The sequence below is a fragment of the Stenotrophomonas sp. YJH_SMC_94-11 genome, assembly GCF_059370435.1.
The window spans coordinates 92,381-119,248 of record NZ_JCAFTR010000012.1; the positions used below are offsets into that span (position 1 = coordinate 92,381).

At 66.4% G+C, this 26,868-nt stretch carries 21 protein-coding genes and 1 riboswitch; of the genes, 11 read left to right on the forward strand and 10 right to left on the reverse strand.

What is annotated here, in order from left to right; all coding sequences use genetic code 11:
- Positions 1-24: 24 nt before the first annotated feature.
- From AC5P74_RS18405 to metX, 3 genes are read right to left on the reverse strand one after another with little or no spacing between them, the layout of a single operon-like run.
- A complete protein-coding gene (locus tag AC5P74_RS18405; protein WP_053499614.1) occupies positions 25-1,092 on the reverse strand; it encodes a homoserine dehydrogenase family protein in 1,068 nt (355 codons plus the stop codon).
- Positions 1,089-2,324 (reverse strand): O-succinylhomoserine (thiol)-lyase, encoded by a 1,236-nt coding sequence (locus tag AC5P74_RS18410; protein ID WP_171957562.1) that lies wholly within the window; start codon positions 2,322-2,324, stop codon positions 1,089-1,091. The genes AC5P74_RS18405 and AC5P74_RS18410 overlap by 4 nt, the downstream gene beginning before the upstream one ends.
- Positions 2,321-3,352: a homoserine O-succinyltransferase MetX gene (gene metX, locus AC5P74_RS18415; protein WP_005418400.1), complete on the reverse strand. Its 1,032-nt coding sequence runs from the start codon at positions 3,350-3,352 to the stop codon at positions 2,321-2,323. The genes AC5P74_RS18410 and metX overlap by 4 nt, the downstream gene beginning before the upstream one ends.
- 76 nt (positions 3,353-3,428) lie before the next feature.
- A riboswitch (SAM riboswitch) is annotated at positions 3,429-3,547 on the reverse strand.
- 147 nt (positions 3,548-3,694) lie between these two features.
- Between metX and AC5P74_RS18420 the strand changes: the two genes are divergently transcribed.
- The 4 genes from AC5P74_RS18420 (at position 3,695) to AC5P74_RS18435 (ending at position 9,149) form a co-directional block, all read left to right on the forward strand.
- The gene (locus AC5P74_RS18420) at positions 3,695-4,579 is read left to right on the forward strand and encodes a M23 family metallopeptidase (RefSeq protein WP_053499608.1); all 885 of its coding nucleotides are present in this window, start codon (positions 3,695-3,697) and stop codon (positions 4,577-4,579) included.
- 66 nt (positions 4,580-4,645) lie between these two features.
- Complete coding sequence (locus AC5P74_RS18425) at positions 4,646-6,250, forward strand: peptide chain release factor 3 (protein ID WP_053499606.1); 1,605 nt, start codon at positions 4,646-4,648, stop codon at positions 6,248-6,250.
- A gap of 204 nt (positions 6,251-6,454) precedes the next feature.
- Positions 6,455-7,093 (forward strand): PAQR family membrane homeostasis protein TrhA, encoded by a 639-nt coding sequence (gene trhA / locus AC5P74_RS18430; RefSeq protein WP_005418403.1) that lies wholly within the window; start codon positions 6,455-6,457, stop codon positions 7,091-7,093.
- A gap of 82 nt (positions 7,094-7,175) precedes the next feature.
- A complete protein-coding gene (locus AC5P74_RS18435) occupies positions 7,176-9,149 on the forward strand; it encodes an AsmA family protein (protein ID WP_346608005.1) in 1,974 nt (657 codons plus the stop codon).
- A gap of 497 nt (positions 9,150-9,646) precedes the next feature.
- Here the strand turns inward: AC5P74_RS18435 and AC5P74_RS18440 are convergent, their stop codons facing one another.
- The 3 genes from AC5P74_RS18440 to mtgA all read right to left on the reverse strand — a co-directional run bounded on the left by AC5P74_RS18440 (position 9,647) and on the right by mtgA (position 11,868).
- The gene (locus tag AC5P74_RS18440; RefSeq protein ID WP_005418405.1) at positions 9,647-10,078 is read right to left on the reverse strand and encodes a CBS domain-containing protein; all 432 of its coding nucleotides are present in this window, start codon (positions 10,076-10,078) and stop codon (positions 9,647-9,649) included.
- Positions 10,038-11,057, reverse strand: a complete 1,020-nt coding sequence (locus AC5P74_RS18445; protein ID WP_053499604.1) for a glycosyltransferase family 2 protein — start codon at positions 11,055-11,057, stop codon at positions 10,038-10,040. Before AC5P74_RS18445 ends, AC5P74_RS18440 begins: the two co-directional genes overlap by 41 nt.
- Positions 11,058-11,118: 61 nt before the next feature.
- Positions 11,119-11,868, reverse strand: coding sequence for a monofunctional biosynthetic peptidoglycan transglycosylase (gene mtgA / locus AC5P74_RS18450; RefSeq protein ID WP_329843208.1), 750 nt, complete (start codon positions 11,866-11,868; stop codon positions 11,119-11,121).
- Positions 11,869-11,945: 77 nt separating this feature from the next.
- Here mtgA and hslO point away from each other — a divergent pair, with 77 nt between their 5' ends.
- From hslO to AC5P74_RS18465, 3 genes are all read left to right on the forward strand, one after another.
- Complete coding sequence (hslO, locus tag AC5P74_RS18455) at positions 11,946-12,839, forward strand: Hsp33 family molecular chaperone HslO (protein ID WP_053499600.1); 894 nt, start codon at positions 11,946-11,948, stop codon at positions 12,837-12,839.
- A gap of 116 nt (positions 12,840-12,955) precedes the next feature.
- Entirely contained in the window at positions 12,956-13,804 is an 849-nt protein-coding gene (locus tag AC5P74_RS18460; RefSeq protein ID WP_005418409.1) for an XOO1806 family protein, read from the forward strand.
- 371 nt (positions 13,805-14,175) lie between these two features.
- On the forward strand, positions 14,176-17,052 hold the full coding sequence (locus AC5P74_RS18465; RefSeq protein WP_065185429.1) for a TonB-dependent receptor domain-containing protein: 2,877 nt from the start codon (positions 14,176-14,178) through the stop codon (positions 17,050-17,052).
- A gap of 141 nt (positions 17,053-17,193) precedes the next feature.
- Here AC5P74_RS18465 and AC5P74_RS18470 read toward each other — a convergent pair whose 3' ends face one another.
- Entirely contained in the window at positions 17,194-17,796 is a 603-nt protein-coding gene (locus AC5P74_RS18470) for a TetR/AcrR family transcriptional regulator (RefSeq protein ID WP_005418411.1), read from the reverse strand.
- 153 nt (positions 17,797-17,949) lie between these two features.
- Here AC5P74_RS18470 and AC5P74_RS18475 point away from each other — a divergent pair, with 153 nt between their 5' ends.
- From AC5P74_RS18475 to AC5P74_RS18485, 3 genes are all read left to right on the forward strand, one after another.
- Complete coding sequence (locus AC5P74_RS18475; RefSeq protein WP_053501026.1) at positions 17,950-18,867, forward strand: alpha/beta fold hydrolase; 918 nt, start codon at positions 17,950-17,952, stop codon at positions 18,865-18,867.
- Positions 18,864-21,341 (forward strand): acyl-CoA dehydrogenase, encoded by a 2,478-nt coding sequence (locus AC5P74_RS18480; RefSeq protein WP_171957557.1) that lies wholly within the window; start codon positions 18,864-18,866, stop codon positions 21,339-21,341. The genes AC5P74_RS18475 and AC5P74_RS18480 overlap by 4 nt, the downstream gene beginning before the upstream one ends.
- A 76-nt stretch (positions 21,342-21,417) precedes the next feature.
- The gene (locus AC5P74_RS18485) at positions 21,418-21,885 is read left to right on the forward strand and encodes a hotdog fold domain-containing protein (RefSeq protein WP_005418417.1); all 468 of its coding nucleotides are present in this window, start codon (positions 21,418-21,420) and stop codon (positions 21,883-21,885) included.
- A gap of 504 nt (positions 21,886-22,389) precedes the next feature.
- Here AC5P74_RS18485 and AC5P74_RS18490 read toward each other — a convergent pair.
- The 3 genes from AC5P74_RS18490 to AC5P74_RS18500 form a co-directional block, all read right to left on the reverse strand.
- Complete coding sequence (locus AC5P74_RS18490) at positions 22,390-22,740, reverse strand: DUF1304 domain-containing protein (RefSeq protein ID WP_346607945.1); 351 nt, start codon at positions 22,738-22,740, stop codon at positions 22,390-22,392.
- 40 nt (positions 22,741-22,780) lie between these two features.
- Positions 22,781-23,704 (reverse strand): hypothetical protein, encoded by a 924-nt coding sequence (locus tag AC5P74_RS18495; protein WP_346607946.1) that lies wholly within the window; start codon positions 23,702-23,704, stop codon positions 22,781-22,783.
- A gap of 79 nt (positions 23,705-23,783) precedes the next feature.
- Entirely contained in the window at positions 23,784-25,112 is a 1,329-nt protein-coding gene (locus tag AC5P74_RS18500; protein ID WP_346607947.1) for an NTP/NDP exchange transporter, read from the reverse strand.
- A 285-nt stretch (positions 25,113-25,397) separates the two neighbouring features.
- Between AC5P74_RS18500 and AC5P74_RS18505 the strand changes: the two genes are divergently transcribed.
- Entirely contained in the window at positions 25,398-26,798 is a 1,401-nt protein-coding gene (locus tag AC5P74_RS18505; protein WP_053499507.1) for a serine hydrolase domain-containing protein, read from the forward strand.
- The last annotated feature ends 70 nt before the right edge of the window (positions 26,799-26,868 follow it).

Below are 26,868 nucleotides of genomic sequence, written 5' to 3' on the forward strand. Positions count from 1 at the left end.
CTCGGCTCTACAAGAACTGTGCGATCAGCCGACGATCCGCAGCACGTCATCCAGCAACGCGGCGGCGGTGACTTCCGCGCCCGCACCCGGGCCCTGGATCAACAGCGGCTGGCGACGGTAGCGATCACTGTGGATGGCGACGCGATTGTCGGTCCCCGCACCCTGCGCCAACGGGTGATCGGCCGGCAGCTCGCGCAGGCCCACCTGCGCACCCCCACCGTCAACACGGCCGACGAAACGCAACACGCGGCCGTTTTCGCGTGCCCGCTGCCAACGCGCCTGCAGCGGCGCATCCAGCTGCTCCAGCGCAGCCACTGCGCCCTCCAGCGGCAACGCGGCCAGCGTTTCAGGTACCAGTGAGTCCACCTGCACCTGCGAAGCATCCAGCGCCAGCCCGCTGCTGCGGGCCAGGATCAGCAGCTTGCGGCGCACGTCCTCGCCGGACAGGTCAAGTCGCGGATCCGGCTCGGTGTAGCCGGCCGCCAGCGCCTCGCGCACCGCCGCCGAGAACGGCGACTTGCCGTCATAACGATGGAACAGCCACGCCAGCGAACCGGACAGCACGCCCTCGATGGCATGGATGTGATCACCACCGGCCACCAGTGCGCGCAGGCTGCTCAGCAGCGGCAGCCCGGCACCGACGGTGGCGCTGTCACCATAGCGCGCACCACTGTCGGCACAGCTGTCTGCAATGGCCTGCGCGCGTGACAGCTGCGCACCACGGCCCAGCTTGTTGGCTGTCACCACATGCACGCCGCGCGCCAGCCACTGCACGTGACGTGCGGCCACGTCTTCGCTGGCGGTGGCATCGACCACCACATCGCCACGCTCCAGCCCTTCGGTGCTGGCCCACGCCGGCGAACTCTGGCCATCGCGTGGCGCACGTCGCGCCAGTTCCAGCGGCAACGCCAGGTCACGATCGATCTCCAGCGCAGTGCGCGAGTTGGCAAGCCATTGCACGCTCGGCAGTTCCAGCCCGCGAGCCTGCAGCGTCTGGTAGCGCTGCACGAAGGCCGAGCCGACTGTGCCAGTACCGAGCAGCGCCAGGCGTCCCGCGCCCAGCGCTGGAATTTCAGCAGCGAGTGCGCTCATGCATCCACCACCTGTTTGCGGCGTGCGGCCGCATCGATCACGACTTCGGCGCGCTGCAGCGCGGCACCGAGATCGGCCAGCAGGTCGCGCTCGGCCTCGATGCCGACCGACAGACGCAGCAGCCCTTCGCTGATACCGGCCGCTGCGCGTGCTTCGGCGGTCATCGCCGCATGGGTCATGGTCGCCGGATGCGCGATCAGGCTTTCGACGCCGCCCAGCGATTCGGCCAGGGTGAAGCAGCGCAGGCCATCCACGAATGCGCGCACTGCCGCGTGCGGATCTTCACCGGCGCAGTGCGCAAGCTCGAACGACAGCATCGCGCCGAAACCGCTCTGCTGGCGCGCCGCGATGGCATGGCCGGGATGTTCGGCCAGGCCCGGGTAGTACACCGTGCCGACCGCCGGATGCTGGTCCAGCAGGGCAACGATCGCGGCGGTATTTTCCTGGTGCACGCGCAGGCGCGCATCCAGCGTGCGCAGGCCACGCAGGGTCAGGAAGGCATCGAACGGTGAACCCGTCAGGCCCAGCGCGTTGCCCCACCACACCAGCTGCTCGTGCACTGCCGGATCACGCGCGACCACTGCCCCGCCCACCACATCGCTGTGGCCGTTGATGTACTTCGTGGTGGAATGCAGCACCAGGTCCGCACCGAACGACAGCGGTTGCTGCAGCGCTGGTGACAGGAACGTGTTGTCGACCACCACGAGTGCGCCGGCCTTGTGCGCGGCATCGATGACGAAGCGCAGGTCGGTGATGCGCAGCAGCGGGTTGGACGGCGTTTCCACCAGCACCAGCTTCGGCTGGGTGGCCAACGCCTGTGCCAGTGCGCGCGGATCGGTCAAGTCGGCGGTGACCAGTTCAAAGTGGCCCTTCCGGGCCAGCGCATTGAACAGGCGCCAGCTGCCACCGTACGCATCGTGCGGCACCACCAGGGTATCGCCCGGCTGCAGCAGTGCGTTCAGCACCAGGTTGATCGCGCCCATGCCGGTGGCGGTGACCACACCACCGACGCCCCCTTCCAGTTCCGCCAACGCCTCACCCAGCAGGTCGCGGGTCGGGTTGCCACTGCGCGTGTAGTCGTACTGGCGCTTGTTGCCGAAGCCTTCGAAGCTGAAGTTCGACGACAGCACGATCGGCGGCGTGACCGCGCCATGCGCGGTGTCCCGATCGATGCCCGCACGGACGGCGGCAGTGGTGCGACTACAGGACGGCTCGTTGGCGTGCAGGCTCATGCGGACTCTCCAGAGGTGCGGAAGGCGGTGGCGAGGATCGCGTCGATGCGATCGGTTTCTTTGAGGAAGGCGTCGTGGCCATAGGGCGAACGCAGCACGCGCAGGCTGCCGCGCGGGCCCAGCCCTTCGACCAGGCCGACCAGGTCGGCCAGCGGCACCAGGCGGTCGCCCTCCACGGCCACCACCACGGTCGGCGGCAGGATCGCGGCGGGGTCGACACGGTGCAGGTCGATCGATTCGGACAGGCGCAGGTAGGCGGTCACCGGCGTGCGCGCGACGTACTGCGCGCCGGCGGCGTCGAGGTAGTCTTCGGCGGCCACGCGCACGCGGCCATTGATGACCTCCGGGGCAGCGTCGAAGCGCTCGCCGAATTCTTCCGGGGTGCGGTAGCTGAGCATGGCGAACTGCCGGGCCAGGGCCAGGCCGTGGTCTTCGCCGCACTGCAGCTGGCCCAGCGCAACCGCGCGGCGCTGCAGCGCGCGCCACGCGGCGGCATAGGGATGCGGGCGGTGCGCGCCGCTGGCCAGCACCAGTTGGCGCACGCGGGCGCGGTGACGGATCGCGAACTGCTGGCCGACCAGCGCGCCATACGAATAGCCGACGAAGGCCTTCAGCGTGCGGATGCCGAGATGGTCCAGCAGCAGCGCCAGCGCATCGGCCTGGTCGGCAGTATCGATCGGCACATCCAGTGCACCGTCGGCACCGATGAAATCGAAGGCCAGCACGCGCAGCTGCTGCGGGTCGAGCGCGCGGCCGGTACCCACAAGCGCTTCGGCCCAGCCCTTCTCGCTGAACTGTGCGTTGGACGCCACGTGGCGATGGGCGGAAATGCCACCGGCCAGCACCACCACCGGCGCGTTGGCCGGGCCCACCCACTCATAGCGCAGGCGCACCGGGCTGGGGCCTGCATGGCGCATCGACAGCACCGCGGCGAACTCACCGCGCTCGGCGTGCACGCGGTCTGCGACCGGCACGCTGACGGGGACGAAGGGCTCGGGGCGAATGGCGGTACTGGCAGCGAAGCTCATGGCGGGATCCGGTTGGGGAATCGGCCATCGAGCCTTCGCGGGCCCGCGTTCGAGATGCACGTGGGGTGCATGGTTCGAACCATCTTTCGGTGGACGCCACGGTCCCCGCAGGATTTGGCACCTACGCAGACGCTAGCGCGCCTGCGGGCTGCCCCGGCTTCAAAGGGCCTGTCCCTCTGCCGGTCTCGATGGTGGAGCCACGATGCCAGCCCTTTCCGGCACTGTCAATCCCTTCATGCGGATAAAGCGATAGATATTTCCAGAATCAGTCTGCGAGGGCCGTCCCGGTCGCCCCGTTCAGGATCGGGTACAGTCCCGGCGGTCCTCTCGCTGGAAACGCCGATGCCGCGCCTGCCCCTGTCCTGCCTGCTGTTGCCTCTGCTGGCGAGCGCGACCGCACACGCCGGCGACTGGCGCCAGGGCTGGGGACTGGCTCCCCCTTCCGCGCCTGCCACCCGCGCAGGCAGTGCCGAGGGCGCCGCCCCCATGGCCCGGTTGCGCCTGCAGCCGGTCGGTACGCAATGGCAGGCGCGGATCGACAACGGGCTGGCAGGGCCGCTGCAGATCCAGCTGCGCGCCGCCCCCGGACACCCGGTCGAAGGCCTCCCGGTCGAGTCGCTGATCCAGGGCGACAGCAGCCTGGTGGTCGGCCACCTGCCCGCCCCGATCGATGGCCGCCTGCTGGATCTGCGCCTGCAGTCGGTGCCGGGCAACCCTGCCGCACAGGCCGAAGATGTCGGCTATCGCCTGCCGTTCGATGCGGCCCGCCTGCGTGTGGACCAGGCGCCGCAGGGGCGATTCAGCCATGACGACGAGGAGAACCGCGACGCGGTCGACTTCGCACTGCCGGAGGGCACCCTGGTGCTGGCCGCGCGCGAGGGCACGGTGATGCAGATCCAGGATGGCTTCCGTGGCAACGGCCAGGACCGCGAGCGCGATGGTGCCCGTGCCAATTTCGTCCGCGTGCTGCACAGCGACGGCAGCATGGCCCTGTACGGCCACCTCCAGGCCGGCGGCATGCGCGTGCGCCGCGGCCAGGCGGTGGGAGCCGGGCAACCGATCGGCCTGTCCGGCAACAGCGGCTACAGCACTGCGCCGCACCTGCACTTCGTGGTGCAGGTCAACCGCGGCATGGGCCTGCGCTCGGTGCCGGTGCGCATCTTCGCCGGGCAGGGCCAGCTGCAGTTCGCCCGCCACGGCGAGGCCGACGGCGGTATCGGGCGCTGACCGGCCCCGGCCGGTATAATCGGGCGCTTATCTCTTTGAAAAGCGCCCCGGGCGGGCGCCACTGCCATGTCCGAAGTCGCCATCGAAGCGTCGCGTCGCCGCACCTTCGCCATCATTTCCCACCCTGACGCCGGCAAGACCACGCTGACCGAAAAGCTGCTGCTGTTCGGAGGCGCGATCCAGATGGCCGGTTCGGTCAAGGGCCGCAAGGCCGCCCGCCACGCCACCTCCGACTGGATGGCGCTGGAAAAGGAACGCGGCATCTCCGTCACCTCCTCGGTGATGCAGTTCCCGTACGAAGGCAAGATCGTCAACCTGCTCGACACCCCTGGCCACGCCGACTTCGGCGAGGACACCTACCGCGTGCTGACCGCAGTGGACTCGGCGCTGATGGTGATCGACGTAGCCAAGGGCGTGGAAGAGCGCACCATCAAGCTGATGGAGGTGTGCCGCCTGCGCGACACCCCGATCATGACCTTCATCAACAAGCTCGACCGCGAGGGCAAGGACCCGATCGAGCTGCTGGATGAAGTGGAGACCGTGCTCGGCATCCAGTGCGCGCCGGTCACCTGGCCGATCGGCATGGGCCAGCGCCTGAAGGGCGTGGTTCACCTGCTGACCGGCGAGGTGCACCTGTACGAACCGGGTCGCAACTTCACCCGCCAGGACTCGACCATCTTCCCGTCCATCGATGCGCCCGGCCTGGCCGAGAAGATCGGTGCACAGATGCTGGCCGACCTGCGCGACGAACTGGAACTGGTGCAGGGCGCCAGCCATCCGTTCGATCTGGACGCTTACCGCGCCGGCAAGCAGACCCCGGTGTTCTTCGGCTCGGGCGTGAACAACTTCGGCGTGCAGCCGCTGCTGGACTTTTTCGTCGAGCATGCACCGTCGCCGCAGGCGCGAACCACCACCGGCCGCGAAATCGCACCGGAAGAGAACAAGCTGACCGGCTTCGTGTTCAAGATCCAGGCCAACATGGACCCGCAGCACCGTGACCGCGTGGCATTCATGCGGGTCTGTTCGGGCCGTTTCAGCGCCGGCATGAAGACCTTCCACGTGCGCACCGGCAAGGAAATGAAGCTGGCCAACGCGCTGACCTTCATGGCCAGCGACCGCGAGATCGCGGCCGAAGCGTGGCCCGGCGATGTGATCGGCATCCACAACCACGGCACCATCTCCATCGGCGATACCTTCACCGAAGGCGAAGCGGTGACCTTCACCGGCATTCCCAACTTCGCCCCGGAACTGTTCCGCCGCGCACGCCTGCGTGATCCGCTCAAGCTCAAGCAGCTGCAGAAGGGCCTGGCCCAGCTGTCCGAGGAAGGCGCGACCCAGTTCTTCCGCCCGCTGACCAGCAACGACCTGATCCTGGGTGCCGTCGGCGTGCTGCAGTTCGACGTGGCCGCCTACCGCCTGAAGGACGAGTACGGTGTGGAAGCCACCTTCGAGCCGGTCAGCGTGACCACTGCGCGCTGGGTCCACTGCAGCAACGAGAAGAAGCTGGAAGAGTTCCGCGAGAAGAACGCGCTCAACCTGGCGCTGGATGCGGCCGGCCACCTGGTCTACCTCGCTCCGACCCGGGTCAACCTGCAGCTGGCCCAGGAACGCTCGCCGGATGTGCGTTTCTCGGCCACACGCGAAGCGGCGCACACCGTTTCGGCAGGCTGATGCCACGGGGTCGGATCCCTTTCCTCAGGAAAGGGCTCTGACCCCTGCAGTGCCGGGCGTTCATCCACGCATGGCGTGGATCTACCATGGACCCGGCGCAGGCCGGCAATTCATCGACCATACGGTGACGGGCGTGCACGTGCCGCCCATCGCGGCGATGATAGGAGGGTGCGGGTCCCCCTCCCCGCGAACGATGCCTACGCCATGTCCACGACTTCCGTTGCTTCGATCCGCGAAGAAATCGCCAGCGCCCTGACCCATGGCCTCGGTGCCGTGCTCGCCCTGGGCGCCGGCGCGGTGCTGATCACCCTGGCCGCAATCTACAGCGATGGCTGGCAGCTGGCCGGCGCCATCGTGTTCGGCATCGCGCTGCTGCTGCTGTACACCGCGTCCACCCTGTACCACGCCATCCAGCACCCGGTCGCCAAGGGCCGGCTCAAAGTGTTCGACCACTGTGCGATCTACGTACTGATCGCCGGCACCTATACCCCATTCACCCTGATCGGCCTGCGCGGCCCGTGGGGCTGGGGCCTGTTCGCCGCGATCTGGACCCTGGCCCTGGCCGGCGTGGTGTTCAAGCTGTTCTACACCGGTCGCTTCAAGCGCCTGTCCACTGCCATCTACGTGGCCATGGGCTGGCTGGTGATCGTGGCGGTCAAGCCGATGCTGGCCTCGATCGACGGCTGGACGCTGGGCTGGCTGCTGGCCGGCGGCCTGTCCTACACGCTGGGCACCTATTTCTACCACCGCGAATCGATTCCCTATTCGCATGCGATCTGGCACCTGTTCGTCATCGGTGGCAGCGTCTGCCACTTCGTCGCGGTCACCATGCAGGTGCTGTAGCACCGGCCCGTGCGTGGCGCGTGCACGCCGCGCACATGGACGCTTCGCGCCCCGTCCACGATGAGGGGGCAACCATGGCAGCGTGAATGCCGCCGCCTCCCCTGCCACAAAGCGCACGAACCGCTGGCGCCTGCGCAGCCCCGGCCCGCGAGGCCGGCGCTGGCTGACGCTGCTGATCTTCCTGCTCGCGGCGATCCTGGTACTGATCGCACTGTGGGACTGGAACTGGTTCAAGGGCCCGGTCGAGCGCGCCGTGCAGGCCCGTACCGGCCGCGCACTGCACATCGGCCATCTGGATGTCGACCTCGGCCGGACCAGCACCATCCGTGCCGATGCGATCACCTTCGCCAATGCCGGTTGGGCCAGGCAGCCGAACATGGCCACGGCCGACCGCGTCGAGATCGATGTGCGCGTGTGGCCCCTGCTGCGCGGCAGCGTGCAGCTGCCGGAAGTGCGCCTGACCCGACCGGACGTGCTGCTGGAAACTGCCCCTCGCAAGGGCGAACCGGGCAACTGGGACTTCCTCGGTGACAGCGCTGGCGGCACCAGCCCGCAGCTCAAGCGCCTGCGCATCGACGACGGCCGGCTGCAGTTCCTCGACGCACCGGGCAGTACTGATATCCGCGTGGGCGTGCGCAGCGGCCAGCCGAAGCAGGCCGATGCCTCGCCGCCGCTGCTGGTGCAGGGCAAGGGCCACTGGCAGGGAAACCCGTTCACCCTGCAGGGCGGAACCGAATCACCGCTGGAACTGACCAACAGCGACCACCCGTTCCGCATCCACCTCGACGGACGCGCCGGCGCCACCCACGCGGTGGCCAGCGGCACGCTGACCAATCCGTTCCAGCTGCGCGTGTTCGACCTGCAGTTCGCACTCAGTGGCCAGGACCTGGCCGATCTCTACCCATTGCTCGGCATCGCCATTCCACCGTCCCCGCCCTACGCGCTGAACGGACGCCTGAAACGCGACCACGACCTCTGGCGTTACGACGGTTTCACCGGCAAGGTGGGCGACAGCGACCTCGGTGGCAGTCTTCAGTTCGAGGTGGGCCGCGACCGTCCGCGGCTGACCGCGACGCTGGAATCCAAGCGCCTGGACTTCGATGACCTGGCCGGCTTCGTCGGCGCGCCGCCGAAGACCGGCGGCGGCGAAACCGCCAATGCGGAGCAGAAGGCCGAGGCCGCACGGGTGGCCGCGCGCGCGCGCGTGCTTCCGGACACGCCCTACAACCTCGGCAAGCTGCGTGCGATGGATGCCGATGTGCGCTGGAAGGCCCACCGCATCAACGCACCGTCATTGCCATTGGACGACATGGATGCCCATCTGCTGCTGGATGACGGGGTGCTGCGGCTGGCACCACTGAACTTCGGCGTCGCCGGCGGCGATATCCGCAGCATCATCCGCATGGACGCACGCCAGCCGCAGATCAGCACTGCGCTGAAGGCGAGCGTGCGCGGCGTTCAGCTGGGCCAGCTGTTCCCCGATGCCAAACTGGCCGAACAGGCCAAGGGCGGCATCGGCGGTGAGGTGGACCTGAGTGGCCGCGGCAATTCGATCGCCGCGATGCTCGGCAGCAGCAGCGGCAAGGTCGGCCTGGCGATGGGCCGTGGCCATGTCGGCAACCTGGTGATGGAGCTGGCCGGCCTGGATATCACCGAATCGCTGAAATTCCTGGTGACCGGCGACAAGCAGATTCCCCTGCGCTGCGCCTTCGCCGAGTTCGGTGTGCGCGACGGCCTGATGACCAGCCAGGCGCTGGCGGTGGACACCACCGACACGATCCTCATCGGCGAAGGCACCGTCAGCCTGCGCGACGAAACCCTGGACCTGCTGTTGAAGCCGCGCCCGAAGGACAGGAGCATCCTGGTACTGCGCTCGCCGCTGCACATTGCCGGCACGTTCAAGGACCCGTCGTTCCGCCCGGACTTCAAGGCGCTGGGCATCCGCGGAGTGGTGGCCCTGGCACTGGGCAGCATCGCCCCGCCGGCGGCCTTGCTGGCGACGATCGAACTGGGGCCGGGCAAGGATGCCGACTGCGGTGGGCAGTATGCGAAGTAGAGTTACAGCGTTGTTCGCGGCGCCTCTTTTCCCGCGCGTAGAGCCGGAGCAAGGCGACAGGCAGGACACGCCGTAAATACGTCCCTGTAGGCTCGGTCGGCGCATCCATGCGCCTCACGGTCCTGCCTGCCGCCTTGCTCCGGCTCCGGACAGTTTCCTGCGCGCGCGGAACGAGAGCGAAATTCAAAGTCAAAAAGAAAAAAGCAAAGTCAAAAGCTGTTGCCAACCAAGGTTGGCGGCTACCAAAGGCGAGGCACAGCGCATGTACGCACCGCGCTCGCGGAAATGTTCCAGAGGCGGAGGGCATGGGCGTGCAGGACCGTTGGCGCCATGGATGGCGCCATCGAGCCTACAGGGACGTACTTGCGGCGTGTCCTGCACGCCCATGCCCTCCGCCTCCCAACGTATCAGGAAGGCGCTGCTTTGGCTTTGGCTTTGGCTGTGGCTTTGAGCTTCGAAAAGCGGGCCGGCGGGCCGCAGGCCCGCCAGCGACACCCTCACCCGGCGACGATGTACTGCTGCAGTTGATCCAGCTCCCGCCGCTGCGCATCGATCACCGACTTCACCAGGTCGCCGATGGAGATCACCCCCAGCACCTGCGCGCCCTCCACGACCGGCAGATGGCGGATGCGATAATCGGTCACCAACTGCAGGCAATGCTCCACCTGCTCGCCCGGCGACACCGTCACCACCTGCGACGTCATGATCTCTGCCACCGCCGTATCGCGCGAAGAGCGATCACGCAACACGATCTTGCGCGCGTAATCACGCTCGGACAGGATTCCCACCAGCCGCGGGCCGTCCATCACCAGCACCGCACCGATGCCCTTTTCCGCCATCAACCGGATCGCATCGATCACCGCCGCATCCGGCGCGACCGCGTGTACTTCAGGAGACTTGCCGTCCAACAGTTGCCGTACCGTGGTCATCTGCCTGCCCTCCCAGGGTGGGTTGCGGGACCGAGTCTGCCACGGACGATGCTAGCCAGGCGTCAACCAGGTACAACGGCCGCTGCTTGGACTCCTCGTACAGCCGCCCCAGGTACTCGCCGATCAGGCCAAGCGCGATCAGCTGCACGCCGCCCAGGAACAGGATCACCGCCATCATCGTCGGCCAACCCGCCACCCGGTCGCCATACAGCGCCGCCTTCACGATCACCCACAGGCCGAACAGGAAAGCGACGGCCGCGGTTGCCAGCCCGAGGTAGGTCGCCGCCCGCAACGGCACGGTCGAGAACCCGGTAATGCCTTCGAGGGCGAAATTCCACAGCCGCCACAGGCTGAACTTGCTGGTGCCGGCCACGCGCGCGTGGCGGTGGTAGGGCACGGCGATCCGCTTGAATCCCACCCAGCTGAAAAGCCCCTTCATGAAACGGTGGCGCTCGCGCATCCCGCGCAGGGCGTTCAGCGCGCGCGGTGACAGCAGGCGGAAGTCCCCGGTATCGGCCGGAATCGGTGTCCGCGACAGGCGGCCCATCACCCGATAGAACATCGCTGCCGTGGCGCGCTTGATCCAGGCCTCGCCATCGCGGGCCATGCGCGTGCCGTAGACGTTGTCATGACCTTCGCGCCAGCGCGCGACGAACTCCGGCACCAGCTCCGGCGGGTCCTGGCCGTCGGCATCGAGGATCATCGCCGCACCCTCGTGCACCAGATCCAGGCCGGCGGTCAGCGCCGCTTCCTTGCCGAAGTTGCGCGACAGCTTCAGCGCCGATACGCGTGCATCGGCCTGGGCCAGCCCGGCGATCACTTCCCAGGTACGGTCATGGCTGCCGTCGTCCACATAGAGGATGTGACCTTCGATGTCGGGCATGCCGTCGAGCACCGCGCACAGCCGTGGATGCAGCAGCGGCAGTGCCAGGGCCTCGTTGTAGGCGGCGATGACGAAGGTAAGCCGTTCGCGGGTCATGCCCGGATTGTACGTTGCCGGCACGCGCCCGGCCCGTCGTTCGCCAATTGCAGCGCCGGGCTCAGTCCTCCGACAGATAGGACGCACCACCCAGCTGGCGCGCCTGGCGTTGGATCCACGCGGCCCGCCGCTGCACATACGGCCCAGGCTTTGCCGCGTTGTAACGACGCGGTGCCGGCAGTACCGCGGCCAGGCGCGCGCTCTCGGCCGGGCTCAGCCGAGCAGCATCCTTGCCCCAGAATTTCTGCGCTGCCGCTTGCGCGCCATACACACCATCACCGAATTCGGCAATGTTGGCGTACATCTCCAGGATCCGCTCCTTTGGCCACAGCGCCTCGATCAGCACCGTGTACCAGACTTCCAGGCCCTTGCGGACCCAGCTGCGGCCCTGCCACAGGAACAGGTTCTTGGCCACCTGCTGGCTGATCGTGCTTGCGCCGCGCAGGCGCCCGCCCCTGGCGTTGTGGTCGCGCGCCTTTTCGATGGCCTGCAGGTCGAAGCCGTTGTGGTCGGGGAAGCGCTGGTCTTCGGCCGCCACCAGCGAGATCGGCAGGCTCGGCGCCATCTGGTCGAGGTCGCGCCACTGGTAATGCAGCCGATAGGACCAGTCGGCCTCGCCCAGCGCCTCGCCATAGCGCCACAGCATCACCATGGACACCGGCGGGTCGATGAACCGCAACACCAGCACCTGCAGGCAGCTGAAGGCGGCCAGCAGCACCGGCAGCCACAGCAGCCGCTTCCAGCGCCAGCGTCGCCGGCGCGGCGCGGCCACCACCGCCTCTACCTTGTGCTGCTCTCCCGCTGCCCCCATTACTGGTGCATCCTTCTTCTGTCTGGTTGTCGGCGCATTATCCGGCAACCGCCCCCGTTTACGCGCGATGTGAGCCGATGACCGCCAATCCCGATTCCCTGATCCGTTTCCTGCTCCCCGACGCCGGCGTGCGTGGCGTGCATGTGCACCTGCAGGCCACCTGGCAGGAAATCCTGTCCCATGCCGCTTACCCGGACGCCGCTGCCGAACTGCTTGGCGAGGCCTGCGTCGCCTCGGCGCTGTTCACCGGCCACACCAAGATCGACGGGCGCCTGTCGGTGCAGTTGCGCAGCAGCACCGCGCTGCGCACCCTGTTCGCCGAATGCACCGCCGCCGGAACCCTGCGCGGTATCGCCCAGCTCAGCGAGGGTGGCGACGCACCGCGTGACCTGTCCCGCCTCGGTGATGACGCAATCCTCGCCATCACCATCGAGAACCCCGGCTTGGACCCGCGCGAGCCGCAGCGCTACCAGAGCCTGGTCGCGCTGACTGCGCCGGAACTGGACGAGGCCTTCGAGGACTACTTCCGCCAGTCGGAGCAGCTGCCGACCCGCCTGCTGCTGGCCGCCGACCGCAACGGTGCCGCCGGCCTGCTGCTGCAGAAGCTGCCGGGCGACGAAGGCGACGAGGATGGCTGGGCCCGCACCAGCGCCCTGTTCGAAACCCTGGGCAAGGCCGAACTGCTGGCGACCCCGGCCGAGCAGCTGCTGCACCGCCTGTTCCACGAGGAGCGGCCGGAACTGCTGGGCGGCAAGCCGCTGTCCTTTGCCTGCTCCTGCTCGCGCGAGCGGGTGGCCGGCATGCTGCAGTCGCTGGGGGAAGAGGAGGCCCGCGCGGCCGCCGAGGCCACCGGCGCCGTCGAGGTGCGTTGCGAATTCTGCGGGCGTGAGTATCACTTTCCATTGACGGAGTTCGGCATACTGTTCCACGGCGCCCAGGGGGCTGTAGCGGCGCCTGAACGACTTCAGTAAACGGCAGTCTTGTACCTGGGGAGGATCAAGGCTTGTTAAGAATTCATAAACACCCTAGGATCGAGTTCCCGTCCCCACGGGAACTTCCGTTGTCCGTCCCTGTCTGAACTGGTCCGATGCGTACCTTCCTGCGTCTACCGCTGGCCCTGCTGATCGCCCTTGGCGCGATCACGGGCGTGCATGCGCAGAGCAAGGACACCCGCACCGTGCTGCCGGTATGGAACAAGGGCAGCGGCAAGGTCGAGGCGCTGCTGTACCTGGAGCCGACCGGCGAACAGGCAGCCGGCGCCCGCTGGCATTTCGGCCGCAATTCGCTGGACGCGGCCTTTGGCCTGTCCTCCGGCGATTCGCTGGGCCTGCTCTGCAACAGCAGCAGCGGCACCAGCATCAGCGGCCTGGCCAGCCATTGCATGCTGGCCAGCCTGGGCGACGAGGATGATCTGAACAGCCGTCGTTTCAGTGGTACCGCCGCGCTGAACCGCGGCAACAGCCGCCTGGGCATCACTGCCGGCACCGGCCGTGAAACCCTGCCCGCCTGGTTGGCGGGCCCGAACAAGACGCCCTCGCTGCGCGCCGAGCAGAACGATCTGACCGTGTTCGCACAGAAGAACATCGGCCGCGAAGGCTTCGTCTCCATCGCCGGTACCTACGCCAAGGCACGCCTGGTACCGCTGGCCGACGCTTCGCCGGCCATCGTCGATCGCTGGGACAGCAAGAGCCTGAGCATCGGTGCCGGTTACGGCAACTTCACCGGCAGCATCATCGGCCGCGTGGTCGACGTGCCGGGCAAGCCCGGCAAGTGGGAAGGCCTGGGCATCGGCCTGACCTGGCGTACCCCGTGGTCCGGCCAGCTGACCGTCGGCGCCGAGAATGTGATCAGCCGCGGCAAGAATCCATTCTCCCCGCGCAACGAAAGCAACGACGACGGCACCGTGCCGTACGTGCGTTACGAACAGGATCTCTGATCCCCTATCAGGTTCAGCAACGATATTCCCGAAGGCGCCGAAAGGCGCCTTTTTTGCATCTGCGTGCCTGGCTTGCACTTGCATGAGCGGTATCGACCGCAGAGCGTATCGACATATTGGGATACATATCAGTCGAAACTTTTTTCATCATTCTGCGTTAACAAACGAGGCAGATCAGCATGACCATACCAGCAACTCGTTGATTGGGCTGGTAAAAGCGAGTTTTTACCAAAATCACAGACTTCATTAACACAGCTTTAATTCTTGGCGAACGCCCGTTACTATCGGGTCAGCCTCGCGATTTGGGAGCGCTTTTTCGCTCCCCCGCCGGGCATTAACCCCAGCCAAGATTTCTTGGAGAGAGAGAGCCAATGAAACTCAAGTCCAGCCAGCTGCGTGACGCAGTTGTGATCGCGCTTGTCGCCGGTGCCACCACCGCGACGGCCCACGCCCAGGAAGCCACCAACCTCGACCGCATCGAGGTCACCGGTTCGCGCATCCGTCAGGTCGATACCGAAACCGCCCAGCCCGTTCTGAGCATCAGCCGTGCTTCGATCGAGAAGAGCGGCTTCAAGACGGTTGCCGATGTCCTGCAGAACATCGCAGCCGCCGGCAGCCCGGCCATCAGCCGTTCCGAGCCGCTGTCCTCCGGCGAAGCCGTCGGTGGCTTCTACATCGACCTGCGCAACCTCGGTGCCGAGCGCACCCTGGTGCTGGTCGACGGCAAGCGCCTCGGCGCCAGCGTCAGCGGCCTGCAGGACGTGTCGCAGATTCCGTCGGCCATCGTCGAGCGCATCGACGTACTGAAGGACGGCGCGTCGTCGATCTACGGCTCCGACGCGATCGCCGGCGTGATCAACATCATCACCCGCAAGAACTTCCAGGGCCTGGAAGCCAACGCCTACGTCGGCCAGTACGGCGAAGGCGACGGCCAGAAGACCAGCTACGACTTCGTGGCCGGCTTCACCGGTGACCGTGGCTCGATCACCATCGGCGCCGAGTACGCCGAAGAAAAGGAAGTGTGGGCCAAGGACCGCTGGTTCAGCCGTTACCCGCGCACCACCTTCCACCCGGCCCAGAACTGGAGCCCGGTCAGCCAGTGGGGCACCATCATCGATCCGGATACCGATGACTGGCTGGTGCTGAACCGCGGTGGCGACTATCGCGACGTCAACCAGTACCACGACCAGGACTTCGCCGGCATCACCGGTGATACCAGCAACTCCAACACGCAGATGCACCTGCTGACGCCGACCAAGCGTCGCTCGGTGTTCGCCAACGTCCAGTACGACCTGACCGACAACATCCGCTTCGTCTCCGACCTGCTGTATACCCGTCGTGAGTCGCAGGCCCAGGTCGCAGGCTATCCGTTGCAGTCCGCGTCGTATGAGCGCCTGGGTGCCAAGTGGGATGCCGACAGCTACTACAACCCCTTCGGCAAGGACATGGGCTTCATGCGCCGTGGCTGGGAAGTGCCGCGCCTGTCGACCAACAAGCTGACCACCTTCCGCTTCACCGGCGCCCTGCAGGGCAGCTTCCAGTTCAATGACAAGTACTTCGACTGGGAAGCCGGCTACATCTACCAGAACTCGGAGAACCAGCAGAGCCAGACCGGCAACTACAACGTGCTGGCGGTCAATGCCGCCACCGGTCCGTCGTTCTTCAACCCGGCCACCGGCCGCGTCGAGTGCGGTACGGCCGCTGGCCTGGTTGACGGTTCCAATCCGATCTATGGCCCGGGCGCCGGCGGCTGCCTGCCGTGGAACCCGGCCATTCCGTACGGCCGTACCGGTGACGGTGGCCTGACCGGCAACCCGGATCTGCAGCAGTTCCTGTTCCCGACCACCAAGAACACCGGTGAAGTCACCACCAAGACCTACTACGCGAACATCGCCGGCAGCCTGTTCACCCTGCCCGCCGGTGACCTGGGCTTCGCGCTGGGTTACGAGTACCGCGAAGACAAGGGTTCGTACAATCCGGACGCGCTGTCGCAGACCGGCTACTCGACCGATCTGGCCGCCGGCCCGACCGGTGGCGGTTACGACGTCAACGAAGTCTATCTGGAGTTGAATGTTCCGATCCTGGCCGACCTGCCGGGTGCCAAGGAACTGAGCTTCAACGCCGCCACCCGTTACTCGAAGTACAGCACCTTCGGCGACACCACCAACAACAAGTTCGGCCTGAAGTGGAAGCCGATCGACCAGCTGCTGGTACGTGCGACCTACGCCGAAGGCTTCCGTGCGCCGACCATCGACAATCTGTACGGTGGCAGCTCGCAGACCTTCGCGTACTTCACCGATCCGTGCGACACCTCGTTCGGCTCAACTGATCAGCCGGGCGTCGCTGCCCGTTGTGCCGCGGCCATCGGTCCGACCGCCAGCACCTTCCGCCAGCTGCGCCAGGGTTATGTGCCGGCCAGCGGTCCGGATGAGCAGACGCCGGATCCGTTCAACGCCGTCTCCAACCCGAACCTGACTCCGGAAAAGTCCAAGTCCAAGACCGTTGGCCTGGTGTGGAGCCCGACCTTCGCCCAGGGCCTGAACATGAGCCTGGACTGGTGGAACATCAAGATCACCAACACCATCGTCACCGACAGCCCGGATGACCAGCTGAACGACTGCTACGTGCTTGGCATCGCCGAGCGCTGCAACTCGTTCACCCGTGATCCGAACCGTCACAACGTGATCAACCTGACCTACGCACCGCGTAATGCCGGTTACCAGGAAACCGAAGGCTTCGACTTCGACGTGGCGTACCGCTTCGAGACCGACAGCTGGGGTACCTTCAGCGCCAACCTGCAGAACAGCTACGTCACCAAGAACGTGCTGAAGACCACCAACGCGCAGCAGGTGCCGGTGTCGATCCTCAACGGCTTCGGCAGCAACTTCCGCCTGCGTTCGAACCTGGTGCTGGGCTGGGAGCGTGGCGACTGGGGCGTGACCTGGGGCACGCGCTACTTCTCCAGCGTCAAGGAGCGTTGCTACTACAGCGACGAGTGCAGCCTGCCGGACTTCGGTTCGCCGGATCCGGTGCGTGACCAGCCGATGAACAAGCGTGGCTCGACCATGTTCCACGACGTCCAGGTCTCCTGGAACGCACCGTGGAATGCGACCATCGCCGTCGGTGCGCGCAACGTGTTCGACCACTACGGCCCGCAGATGTACTCGGCACCGAACTCGCAGTTCTCCTACTACGGTGGCTACGACATCGGTCGCTTCATGTACATGCAGTACAAGCAGAAGTTCTGATCGGGAACCTGATCAGCTGATGCAGCAACGGCCCCGAAAGGGGCCGTTGTTCTTTGTGCGCCATGGACGGGCGCTGGCCAGCGCACAACAAAAAAGGCCGCAGCATCGCTGCGGCCTTCCTTCGAGATCATTTCCGGGCGCTCATCCGTTCGGAATCAGCGTCTCGATCAGATGCTCGACGTACGCTTCGAAATCCTCGCGCGCCTGCTTGGGCTGCTGCAGCTGCAGCGACAACTGCAGGAAGCCGACATAAGCGGCGTACGCAAGGCGTGCGCGATGACGCGCATCGGTCGAGCTGAGGCCGGCCTGGCGGAACGAGGCGACCAGATAGTCGAGGCGACGCTGCGAGACCCGGTCGATCACCGGCCGCACCATCGGATGATCCAATGCCTTCAGCAGCTCGCTGTAGATGATGTGCGGCTGCACTTCATGCGCCACCATCTGGAACAGCTGGCGCAGGCGCACACGCGGATCCGGTACGTCTTCCAGGCTGCCGAACACCTGTTCCTGTTCGAACAGTTCCCAGCGTTCCAGCGCCGCCTGCAGCAATGCATCGCGCGAAGGGAAATGCCAGTAGAAACTGCCCTTGGTAACGCCGAGCCGCCGTGCCAGCGGCTCTACCGCGACGGCGCCGACCCCTTGTTCAGCAATCAGATCGAGGGCCGCCTGGGCCCAGTCTTCGGCACTCAGGCGGCTGTTGCGGCCGGCGCGCGGTTCGCCGGCGGAAGCGTCAGGTTGATTCATGGGCTGATTTAACCATACGCCGGGGTTCGTTGCAGTACGCGGTTGCGGTCGAAACCGTCGCAGGCCCCTCGGAAGGGTCCCTCCACGCGCATTCTGCAACGCACCATACCGTGCAGTATTGACTTCCCCTCGAAGCTCTCCATACTAGCAAGTATGGTTATGTCCCCAACTCCCGCTGCGTTCCATGACCTGCGCCTGGACGCCGCCCATGGCGCCCGCCTGGCGGCGACCGCCAGCGAGCATGGCCGGCGCGGCCGGGTCCTGTTCGCCCATGGCTTCGGCCAGACCCGCCATGCCTGGAACGCCACTGCCCGCGCACTGAACGCGGCCGGCCTGCAGACGCTGGCCTACGACGCCCGCGGCCATGGCGATTCCGACTGGAATGGCACCGATCTGCCCTATCACGGCGAACAGTTCGCCGACGACCTGATCGTGCTGGCCGGCGAACAGCCGCGCCCGCCGGTACTGGTTGCCGCTTCGATGGGTGGCCTGTTCGGCCTGCTGGCCGAATCGCGCTGGCCGGGCCTGTTCTCGGCCATGGTGCTGGTCGACATCACCCCGCGCTGGGATACCGCGGGTGTCGAGCGCATCCTCGCCTTCATGACCGCCCATCCCGACGGCTTCGCCTCACTGACCCAGGCCGCCGACGTGATCTCGGCCTACATGCCGCACCGGCCGCGCAAATCCGAGCAGTCGCTGCGTGCGCTGCTGCGCGAGGACGGCCACGGGCGCTGGCGCTGGCATTGGGACCCACGCCTGGTGGCCGAGCTGGCCCGCGACAGCGAACAGCACCAGGACGCACTGGCCGAGGCCGCACGCCAGGTGAAGTGCCCGCTGCTGCTGGTCAGCGGCGGCCGCAGCGACCTGGTCACGCCGCAGACCGTGGCCGAATTCCTGGCGCTGGCGCCGCATGCGCGCCATGTACAGCTGCCGCAAGCGACCCACATGGTCGCCGGCGATGACAACGACGCCTTTACCGCTACTGTGTTGGACTATCTGGACGTGTTGCCCGCAGCGGACGCTGCGGCTTCGTCCGCCACAAACGAGCACGTCACCGGAGCACGCTCATGAGCATCGTTCTTCCCTTCCTCGCCTTGCTGCTGGCAGGCGCCTTCGTCGCCTACCACCGCATGCGGCTGGTTACCTGGACGCTGATCAGCGTGGCCCTGCTGGCCGCCTGCTGGTTCATTCCCTACGTCAACCAGACCGCCACCATCGTCGCTGCGGCGGTGCTGGCGGTGATCGCCGTGCCGCTGCTGCTGCCGTTCATCCGCAAGCCGCTGCTGACCGGCCCGATGATGAAGGTGTTCCGCAAGGTGCTGCCGCCGCTGTCGCAGACCGAGCGCATCGCGCTGGAAACCGGTTCGGTCGGTTTCGAGGGCGAACTGTTCACCGGTGATCCGGACTGGAACATCCTGCTCAACTACCCCAAGCCGCAGCTGACCGCTGAAGAACAGGCCTTCCTCGATGGCCCGGTGGAAGAGCTGTGCACGATGGTCAACGACTGGGAAATCACCCACGTCCACGCCGACCTGCCGCCGGAGCTGTGGGCCTTCATCAAGAAGAACAAGTTCTTCGGCATGATCATCCCGAAGGAGTACGGCGGCCTGGGCTTCTCCGCGCTGGCCCACCACAAGGTGATCCAGAAGCTGGCCTCGGTGTCCTCGGTGGTCAGCTCCACCGTCGGCGTGCCCAACTCGCTGGGCCCGGGTGAACTGCTGGTGCATTACGGCACCCAGGAACAGAAGGACCAGTACCTGCCGCGCCTGGCCGATGGCCGCGAAGTGCCCTGCTTCGGCCTGACCGGTCCGTTCGCCGGCTCCGACGCCACTTCGATCCCGGACTACGGCATCGTCTGCAAGGGCGAGTGGAACGGCGAGCAGGTGCTCGGCGTCAAGCTGACCTTCGACAAGCGCTACATCACCCTGGCCCCGGTCGCTTCGCTGATCGGCCTGGCCTTCCGCATGTACGACCCGGATGGCCTGATCGGCGATACCCGCGACATCGGCATCACCCTGGGCCTGCTGCCGCGTGATACCGCCGGCGTCGAAATCGGCCGTCGCCACTTCCCGCTGAACTCGACGTTCCAGAACGGTCCGATCCGCGGCAAGGACGTGTTCATTCCGCTGACCCAGCTGATCGGCGGCGCAGCCATGGCCGGCAAGGGCTGGAACATGCTCAACGAGTGCCTGGCGGTGGGCCGCTCGATCACCCTGCCGTCCACCGCCAGCGGCGGTGCCAAGGCCGGTGCCGCCGTGACCGGCGCCTATGCGCGCATCCGCAAGCAGTTCGGCCTGTCGGTCGGCCGCTTCGAGGGCGTGGAAGAAGCGCTGGCCCGCATCGGCGGCAAGGCGTACAAGATCAGTGCGCTGTCGCAGGCCACCGCCGCTGCGGTTGACCGTGGCGATGTGCCGTCGGTGCCGTCGGCGATCGCCAAGTACCACTGCACCACCATGAGCCGTGAAGTGATCTCGGACATGATGGACGTGATCGGCGGCAAGGGCATCATCCTGGGGCCGCGCAATTTCGCCGGCCGCAGTTGGCAGGCCGCGCCGATCGCGATCACCGTGGAAGGCGCCAACATCATGACCCGCAGCCTGCTGATCTTCGGCCAGGGTGCGATCCTGTGCCACCCGTGGGTGCTGAAGGAAATGAAGGCCGCGCAGGATCCGGATACCCGTGCCGGCCTGCAGGAGTTCGACCGCAGCCTGTTCGGCCACATCCGCTTCGGCATCTCCAATGCCGTGCGTTCGTTCTGGTTCGGCCTGACCGGCGCGCGCTTCGGCGCCGCCCCGGGCGACGCCTACACCCGCCGCTACTTCCGCAAGCTGGACCGTTACTCGGCCAACCTGGCGCTGATGGCCGACATCTCGATGATGACCCTGGGCGGCAAGCTGAAGTTCAAGGAATCGCTGTCCGGCCGCCTGGGCGACGTGCTGAGCCATGTCTACATGACCAGCGCCATGCTCAAGCGCTACCACGACGAAGGTGCACCGCAGGCCGACCAGCCGCTGCTGGCCTGGGCCTTCCATGACAGCGTGCACAAGATCGAAGAGTCGCTGTCGGCCGCGCTGCGCAACTTCCCGATCCGTCCGATCGGCTGGCTGATGTGGGCGCTCATCTTCCCGTTGGGCCGTCGTGCCGAGGCTCCGGGTGATCGCCTGAGCCGCCGCGTCGCCGCCCTGCTGATGGCACCGAATGAAGCCCGCGACCGTCTCGCCAATGGCGTGTTCCTGACCCCGTGCGAGAACAACCCGGGTGGCCGCATCAACAGTTACCTGAGCAAGGCGATCATGGCCGAGCCGGTGGAGCGCAAGTTCCTCAAGGCGCTGAAGAGCAAGGGCATCGAGGCGCTGGACTTCAAGGCGCAGCTGGACGAAGCCGTGGCCGAGGGCGTGATCACCCAGGACGAGCGCAGCCTGCTGGAAGAGCTGCGCACGCTCACCCTGGACACCATCACCGTGGACGACTTCGACACCCACGAACTGCGCGCGGCCAGCTACTACGACCACCAGCACAAGGATCCGCATTCGCAGGCGGCCTGATCGCCCGCGACACGCGTTGCCTTCGACGGCGGGCCTCGGCCCGCCGTCGCGTTATCCGCCGACCGGAATACCCCTCATGTCCACGCCCCTGCTCTCGCTTTACCAACGCCTGCAGCGCTGGCCCGCCGGCACCTGGCTGTTCTCGCGCGCGGTGTGTTTCAAGGCGCCCTACTTCGCCAGCATCGCGCCACGCATCACCCGCCTGGAACACGGTCGCTGCGAAGGCACGCTGGCCGATCGCCGCAGGGTGCGCAACCACATCGGCACGGTGCACGCGATCGCGATGTGCAACCTGGCCGAACTGACCGCCGGGCTGATGGTCGACGCGTCGCTGCCGAAGGGCATGCGCTGGATCCCGAAGGGGATGCAGGTGCAGTACCTGGCCAAGGCCCGCGGCACGCTGCAGGCGGTGGCGCTGCCGGCACAGCCCATTGTGGTCGCGGCAGAGGGCTATGCGCTGCCGGTGACGGTCAGCGTGCGCGACCGCGCGGGGACGGAAGTGTTCAGCGCGGTCATCGACATGTGGATGTCGCCGGCGAAGTAAATTCCCGCGAACGGCGCAGCCCCTCGTGGGTGGGTCGCTAAATGCGGTTTATAGGCTGGCCGGAGGGGTGGGGCCGGGCGGGGACGCCGCAAGTACGTCCGTGTAGGCTTAGCCGCGCCATCCATGGCGCGGATACCCCGCCCGGCCCCACCCCTCCGACCTCTGACAGATCTCTGTGGCGTCCACCCACGGAAGAGAAAAAAGAAGAGCAAGAAGCAAAAGCAAAAGCGGCCCACCGGCCGCTTTTTTCATGCGCGCAGAACCCACGAGCGCAGCGACCCGCTGTTGCCCTTGATCTACTTTTTCTTCTCCGTGGGCTGGCCGCGCACCGAAACTGTCAGGGGAGTGGCGGGTGGGTCGTGCAGGGGCGTTGGCGCCATGGATGGCGCCATCGAGCTTACATGGACGTACTTGCAGCGTCCCCTGCACGGCCCACCCGCCACACCCAACACATGACCCGCTCTACGCGACCATCCCACGAGGGGATGCGCCGTTGGCTGGAAATCACGCCACCGCGCGAAGAACCAACGCCAGGATCGCAGGCACCGCCTGGATCATGAAAATGCGGCGGCTCACGCTGTAGGCGCCATAGCACCCCGCCACCACCACGCAGGCCAGCGAGAACGTCACCAGCACCGGCTGATCGATCACCAGCCCCACCACGATGCCCGCTGCCAGGAAGCCGTTGTAGAGGCCCTGGTTGGCCGCCAGCACGCGCGTGGTGTCGGCCTTCTCCGGCGTGTTGCGGAAGGTCTTCAGGCCCAGCGGGCGGGTCCACAGGAACATTTCAAGCACCAGGAAGTACAGGTGCAGCACAGCGACCAGCACGGTCAGCAACAGCGCGATCACTTGCATATCAAATCCAGCCTCCAGATGGTGATGGTGATGGTGATGGTCAACGCCGCATTTCTGCACCCTTGGGCGACCAACCTCTACGCGGTGTCCCATCAGGGTACGGAAGCGCCAATGGGCCCGTCTCCACGACGGATAATGGCGAGGAGAGTTCCACACCTACTGGCTGGACCACCACCTTCCGCAGATGAACCCTTGGATGCTGCGACAGCCGTTCCAGCATGTTCTCGTCAGAGCCGCGCCCTCCTGTTGCCCGCACGATCACCAACTGGATCCTGCGATAGCGACGCAGCAATTGGATGATGACATGGCAGCAATCACTGCAAGGGCGTCGCTCCGTAAAAAGATACAACACCCCCTCCATCCGCCTCCAATGGGAGAACCGGTAGAGCCGCCGAAGTGCCAGATCAAAGTAGTTGAGCAGCAGGAACTCCGAGTCGTGGTAGACCGATCGCTTGTGCGGGTACCCTGCACACTGATCGGCATGACGGAGTTGCCCCTCGCCTCCGCCAGGGCCCTGCCGCCTCTTCTGACCTCCCCTGCCAGCTGGAGACCCGCCTTTCAACCGCCCCGCGGTGAGCTGGGGAACAGCACTCAACCACGCGTCTGGCTTCAGGTCATTGCTGCGGCGAAGGACGTTCAACTTTCCGTGTGTGGTGCGGGTAAGAACATCAAATTCCAGATCGCGTCGGGCTGCATCGACCGCCCTCGCAAACGCTCGGGAGCTGGGGCCGATAACGTGCGGAAAGATGAGCCGACCGCCAAATCCACGCGCCGAGAAGTTCATCAGCCCGAGGTTGCCCTTGAGCCATCGTCCGACATCCTCCTGCTCATCGAGGGCGTTGGCGAAGAGCGTTCTCTCCAGGTTCCCATTTCGTAGCTGGCTGACCAGCTCCAGTACCGAGAACACCCATGCTTCCAACTGAGCCTCGTCCAGAACGTGGTCCTTTGCGCTCCCCTTGGCCATCCCACTCTCCCTGAAACCAGGCAATCAACAACCCTGCAAGAGCCCATGGTTGCACGGCCTTCAAGCATCAATTGGTGCTCTATCGATCACGCGGCAGCTTCTTTTCTTCGCGCAGCACGCCGAACGCCGCCAGGGTCATGAAACCGGCCACCAGCACGCCGCCAATGAACACCACGTGCGAACCGAACAGGGTCAGCGCCTTGTGGATCCAGGTGAAACCCAGGTCCGCGCCGCGGTACACGACAGTGTCGATCGCTGCGCCGGCCTTGTAGCGCCACTGCCGATCCACGCGGGTGTAGATCGTCTCGCGCGCCGGCTTGGCCAGTGCGAACTCGCTGGCGCGGGTCATCACCTGCACCACCGCGACCATCAGCGGCATCGGCGATGCAGCCAGTACCGAGAAGCCGATCAGGATCGCGAAACCAGGAATCAGCAGCGCCGGCGCGATGCCATGGCGCGACAGCAGCCAGCGGGTCAGGCCCACCTGCATCAGCAGCGCCAGCGCGTTCACCGCCAGGTCGATGCGCGAGAAGAACGCGGTACTGGCCGCCGGGTCGGTGAAGGCCGCGCGCACGATGCTGGCCTGCTGGTTGTACAGCAGCGTGCCGACACCCACGCCGAACACCACCATCACCGCCAGCCAGCGCAGCAGCGGCTCGCGCACGATCAATTTCAGGCCGTCCAGCACGCTGCCGCCCATCGGCTGCTCGCCGGACACCAGCTGCTGCTCGCGTTCGCGCAGCACCGCCCAATACCGCAGCCGCCAGATGCACAACAGGCACACGACCAGGAATCCCGCCGAGACCAGCATGAGGTTGGCGATGCCCACGCGCTGCACCAGCGCACTGGTGATCAACGGGCCGAGGAACGCGCCAACGGTACCGGCCGCACCGATGTAGCCGTAGCAGGCACGCGCCTGTGCATTGGAGAACACATCGGCCATGAAGCTCCAGAACACCGCCACCGCAAACAGGTTGAACACCATGACCCAGAGGAAGAAGGCCATGCCCCGCCCTGGCACCTGACTGTCGAACAGTGCGTAGAACCCCAGCAGGGTGACGATGAAGAAGCCGTACACCACGGGAAGGAACACGCGGCGTGGGAAGCGGCTGACCAGCCAGCCGTACACCGGCTGCAGCACCAGCATGATCACGAACACGCAGGAGAACAGGAACTGCAGGACGAAGTCCTTCAACGCGATGCCGTGGCTGGCGAACCAGGCGATCAGCACGGGCGGGAACACCGTTTCCAGGTCCGCCGAGGCGGCCATCGCCTCACGCACCGGCCGCAGCACGTAGTAGCCGCTGAGCAGGCAGAAGAAGTACAGGAACGACCACCACAGCGCCGGCGACTCGCGCAGTGCCTCCGTCAGGCCCTGCAGCGGCCCCTTCCCCCGTACCGCGCTCACGCGGTGTCCCTCGCCTGAAGACGGCGGTTGGACAGCGGCATGGCAGGCTCCGGGGCGGTGAAGCGCGTACGTTAGCCAATGCACCGCAACATCGCCAGCACGACGCGCCTTCCCGCCTGCGGATGGGCGCTGTGGCCGGGCCCGGATGACACGTTCCGACACATGCTTTCGGGGCGTCAAAATTCCAACTTTTTCAACGAGATGCGCATTCATCTTCGCTTTGTTTGTGCACAAGGGAAAAGCGGCGCTAGAATCGCCATCAGCAGTCGCGCACGGGTCCAACCGATGAAAAAGAACAGCCTGCGTCGCCCGATCCGTTCGGCGGCCACCGGTTTGCTGGGCATGCTGATGCCCGTTGCCTTGTCCACCACCGCGCAGACACCGCCGGCATTGCCGCCGATGCCGACCAACATCGAATCCGCTGCGGGTCCCACTGTCGCCCACACCCAGCCGGCGGCCTACCGCACCGGCCTGGTGCCGCGCGTGCAGGCCCCGGCGCCCGGCTTCAACGTTGCCAACATCGAATCGATGGCGCAGCAGCTCACCTATGGCGAACGCGTGCCGGGCATGGCCGTGGCGATCGTGCAGGGCGGCCGTATCCTCAGCGCGCGCGGCTATGGCGTCACCGACGTCAACAATCCGCTGCCGGTCGATGCCCACACCGTGTTCCGCCTGGCCTCGCTGTCCAAGGCCTTCGCCGGCACCATGGCCGGCCTGCTGGTCAACGACGGCACGCTCCGCTGGGACAGCAAGGTCACCGACTACGTGCCGGGCTTCCGCCTGAACTCGCCGGAAGCCACTGATCGCCTGACCGTGGCCGACGTGCTCAGCCATCGCGTCGGCCTGCCCTACAACGCCTACGACCGCGACATCGAAGGCAACGCCGAGTACTACGCGCTGACCCAGAAACTGGCCAACACCACCCTGAAGTGCCTGCCGGGCGACTGCTATGCCTACCAGAACGTAGCCTTCAGCCTGATCGGCGATGTCGTCTACGCGGCCTCCGGCAGCTTCTACGAGCAGTCGGTCGAGCGCCGCATCTTCAAGCCGCTGGGCATGAACGATGCCAGCCTCGGCCTGGCCGGCATCCAGGCCAGCTCGCGCTGGGCGCGTCCGCATGTGCGCAGCCGCAACGGCTGGGTCTCGCTGACGCCGAAGCCGACCTACTACCGGGTCGCCCCGGCGGCCGGCGTCAATGCCAGCGCCAGCGACATGGCGCAGTGGCTGCTCGCCCACACCGGCCACCGCCCCGACGTGCTGCCGGCACCGCTGCTGGCCACCCTGCATTCGAGCCTGATCAGCACCCCCGGCGAGATGCGTTCTGGCTGGCGCCGCGAGCGCCTGCACTCGGCCGGCTACGCCCTGGGCTGGCGCACCTTCGACTACGCCGGCCACGACGTGGTGTTCCATGCCGGTGCCGTGCAGGGCTATCGCGGCCTGGTCGCGCTGGTGCCGGAACGCGATCTGGGCATCGCCATCATGTGGAATGGCGAAAGCAGCCTGCCCAGCGGCCTGCTGCCGACCGTGCTCGACTCCGCGCTCGGCCTGCCGGCGCAGCGCTGGCTGGACGTGGACACCGACTTCGGCAGCGACAACCTGATGGCCGAGGGCGCAAGCCCGGCGCAGCAGGACAAGCGCAAGGGCAAGGGCGCCTCGGGCAATCGTGCGGTGGCGTCGCCGCGCTGATAAGGCGGGCTCGATCGGGTGTGCGAAGGGCGGCCTGCGGGCCGCCCTTTTGTTGTTGTTTAGAGCCGAG

Excerpts from the sequence above, each read along its gene's own strand:
- mtgA (WP_329843208.1), bottom strand. The coding sequence starts at position 11,868 with ATGGGGGCAGCGGGAGAGCAGCACAAGGTAGAGGCGGTGGTGGCCGCG.
- AC5P74_RS18505 (WP_053499507.1), top strand. The coding sequence starts at position 25,398 with ATGAAAAAGAACAGCCTGCGTCGCCCGATCCGTTCGGCGGCCACCGGT.
- AC5P74_RS18425 (WP_053499606.1), top strand. The coding sequence starts at position 4,646 with ATGTCCGAAGTCGCCATCGAAGCGTCGCGTCGCCGCACCTTCGCCATC.
- AC5P74_RS18485 (WP_005418417.1), top strand. The coding sequence starts at position 21,418 with ATGTCCACGCCCCTGCTCTCGCTTTACCAACGCCTGCAGCGCTGGCCC.
- AC5P74_RS18470 (WP_005418411.1), bottom strand. The coding sequence starts at position 17,796 with ATGAATCAACCTGACGCTTCCGCCGGCGAACCGCGCGCCGGCCGCAAC.
- AC5P74_RS18420 (WP_053499608.1), top strand. The coding sequence starts at position 3,695 with ATGCCGCGCCTGCCCCTGTCCTGCCTGCTGTTGCCTCTGCTGGCGAGC.
- AC5P74_RS18490 (WP_346607945.1), bottom strand. The coding sequence starts at position 22,740 with ATGCAAGTGATCGCGCTGTTGCTGACCGTGCTGGTCGCTGTGCTGCAC.
- AC5P74_RS18410 (WP_171957562.1), bottom strand. The coding sequence starts at position 2,324 with ATGAGCCTGCACGCCAACGAGCCGTCCTGTAGTCGCACCACTGCCGCC.
- AC5P74_RS18480 (WP_171957557.1), top strand. The coding sequence starts at position 18,864 with ATGAGCATCGTTCTTCCCTTCCTCGCCTTGCTGCTGGCAGGCGCCTTC.
- AC5P74_RS18405 (WP_053499614.1), bottom strand. The coding sequence starts at position 1,092 with ATGAGCGCACTCGCTGCTGAAATTCCAGCGCTGGGCGCGGGACGCCTG.
- hslO (WP_053499600.1), top strand. The coding sequence starts at position 11,946 with ATGACCGCCAATCCCGATTCCCTGATCCGTTTCCTGCTCCCCGACGCC.
- AC5P74_RS18440 (WP_005418405.1), bottom strand. The coding sequence starts at position 10,078 with ATGACCACGGTACGGCAACTGTTGGACGGCAAGTCTCCTGAAGTACAC.
- AC5P74_RS18475 (WP_053501026.1), top strand. The coding sequence starts at position 17,950 with ATGGTTATGTCCCCAACTCCCGCTGCGTTCCATGACCTGCGCCTGGAC.
- AC5P74_RS18460 (WP_005418409.1), top strand. The coding sequence starts at position 12,956 with ATGCGTACCTTCCTGCGTCTACCGCTGGCCCTGCTGATCGCCCTTGGC.
- trhA (WP_005418403.1), top strand. The coding sequence starts at position 6,455 with ATGTCCACGACTTCCGTTGCTTCGATCCGCGAAGAAATCGCCAGCGCC.
- AC5P74_RS18465 (WP_065185429.1), top strand. The coding sequence starts at position 14,176 with ATGAAACTCAAGTCCAGCCAGCTGCGTGACGCAGTTGTGATCGCGCTT.
- AC5P74_RS18495 (WP_346607946.1), bottom strand. The coding sequence starts at position 23,704 with ATGGCCAAGGGGAGCGCAAAGGACCACGTTCTGGACGAGGCTCAGTTG.
- AC5P74_RS18445 (WP_053499604.1), bottom strand. The coding sequence starts at position 11,057 with ATGACCCGCGAACGGCTTACCTTCGTCATCGCCGCCTACAACGAGGCC.
- metX (WP_005418400.1), bottom strand. The coding sequence starts at position 3,352 with ATGAGCTTCGCTGCCAGTACCGCCATTCGCCCCGAGCCCTTCGTCCCC.